Genomic DNA, 1,669 nt, shown 5'->3' with positions numbered 1-1,669 from the left:
CGGCCGGGCGGGGGGCTCGCCCCCGCCCGGCCGCTCGCCGCGCGGCGCCCCGTCGGGGTCCGCGCGCACACCGGTCTCGCGGACGACGGCCTCCCAGGTGGCCGCCGGCACCGGCGCGGCGGGCAGCTCCGGCCCCGAGCGCGCGGTGGCGACGACCTCCTCCCAGCGGCGCAGCTCCTCGGAGCAGCGCGCGCAGCCGGGCACGTGCTCGCGCACGGCCGGGTCCGCCGGCTCACCCAGGGCCAGCAGGACGAGGTCGTCCTCCTCCGGGTGCGTGCCGGGTCCGCTTCCCCCGGGGTCGGTCCGGGAGTCAGGAGGCAGCACGGTCCTCCTCCAGTCGGGTGCGCAGGCGACGCAGCGATCGTCGCAGGTGGCTCTTGACCGTCCCCACGGGGAGGTCGGTGCGCTGCGCGATCTCGGTGTGGGTGAGCTCCTCGAAGAACGCCAGCCGCAGCAGGGTGCGCTGCGGCTCGCCGAGGTGCTCGAGCTCGTCGAGCAGGACGAGGCGGTCGGCGGCGCGCTCGGCGGGGTCGTCGACGACCGGGCGCTCGCCGCCCGGACCGCCCACCAGCTCCACGGCGTCGGTGCTGACCTCCGCGTCGCGGTGGCGGGCGCGCAGGTGGTCGGCGATGCGGTGCCGGGTGATGCCGACCAGCCACGCCGGCAGCGCCGAGCGGTCCGGGTCGTAGGTGCCGCGCGAGCGCCAGGCCGCCACGAACACCGCCTGCACCACGTCCTGGGCGTCGGCCTCGGGCAGCCGGCGCAGCGCGAGCGCCTGCACCAGCGGGGCGAAGCGCCGGAACGCCTCGGCCAGGGCGCGCTCGTCGCCGTCGGCCAGGGCGCGGGCCAGCTCGGCGTCGTCGGCCGCCCGCGGGTCCTCGCCGGCCCGGGCGTCGACGGCCCCGGCGCCCACCGGCACCCGGGGCGCGCCGCCGGACGGGGCGACGGCGTCCCGGGCGACCATGCGGGCCACGGTACGGAGCCGCGGCCCGCGCGCCAACCGGCCCGGCCCGGCGATCGGGCCCGCGGCGCTCACGTCGGCAGCGGCTGCGCGGCGACGACGACGTTGGAGGCGTAGCTGCGCGCCTGCTCGTCGAACTCGCCGCCGCACGTGACGAGCACCAGCCGGGCGGGGCCGGTGCGCTCGAACAGCTCCTGCACGGGCAGCTCCGCCTTGGCCACCTCGCGGCGGGCGGTGACGGCGAAGCGGCGCGCGGTGCCGTCGGCGAGGACGACCTCGACGACCTGCCCGGCCTCGGCGCGGGCCAGCGGGTGCAGGGCGCCGGGGCCGTCGCGGGCGGTGTCCACGTGCCCGACGAGGACGGCGGAACCGCCCTCGCCGGGCACCGGGCCGAAGCGGTACCAGCCCGCGCGCGCACCGTCCGCGGGCACCTGCACGGCCCCGTCGCCGGTGACGCCGACGGGGTCGACCGGCGCGTCGATCCCCAGGTCCGCCACGCGCAGCGCCACGGGGGCGGCCACCGGCGCCGGTGGTGCCGGTGCCGCCGGGCGGACCCCCACCGGCGCCGGCACCACCGGGGCCCGCTGCGGGCCCGGCCCCACGGCGGGGACCGGGGCGGGCGCGGTGGGGTCCCCGAAACCCGCCGGGGGCCGCTCCGCCCACCACGCGCCGAGCAGCCCGGCGCCCAGCAGGGCGGAGGCGACGGGC

The 1,669-nt window shown here is 80.8% G+C and carries 2 protein-coding genes and 1 pseudogene; all 3 read right to left on the bottom strand.

Annotated features, from left to right (window positions below; genetic code table 11):
• Positions 1–324 (bottom strand): annotated as a pseudogene (locus tag GTR00_RS20360) (hypothetical protein); the annotation flags it as partial.
• Positions 311–964, bottom strand: a complete 654-nt coding sequence (locus GTR00_RS20355; RefSeq protein WP_166613351.1) for an RNA polymerase sigma factor — start codon at positions 962–964, stop codon at positions 311–313. The pseudogene GTR00_RS20360 and the gene GTR00_RS20355, both read right to left, overlap by 14 nt.
• Positions 965–1,032: 68 nt before the next feature.
• Positions 1,033–1,669, bottom strand: a 637-nt coding sequence (locus tag GTR00_RS20350) for a class F sortase (protein ID WP_166613350.1), incomplete at its 5' end; no start/stop codon positions are given.

Source organism: Kineococcus indalonis (assembly GCF_009906395.1).
GTDB lineage: Bacteria > Actinomycetota > Actinomycetes > Actinomycetales > Kineococcaceae > Kineococcus > Kineococcus indalonis.
This window is presented reverse-complemented; position numbering and strand designations above follow the sequence as displayed.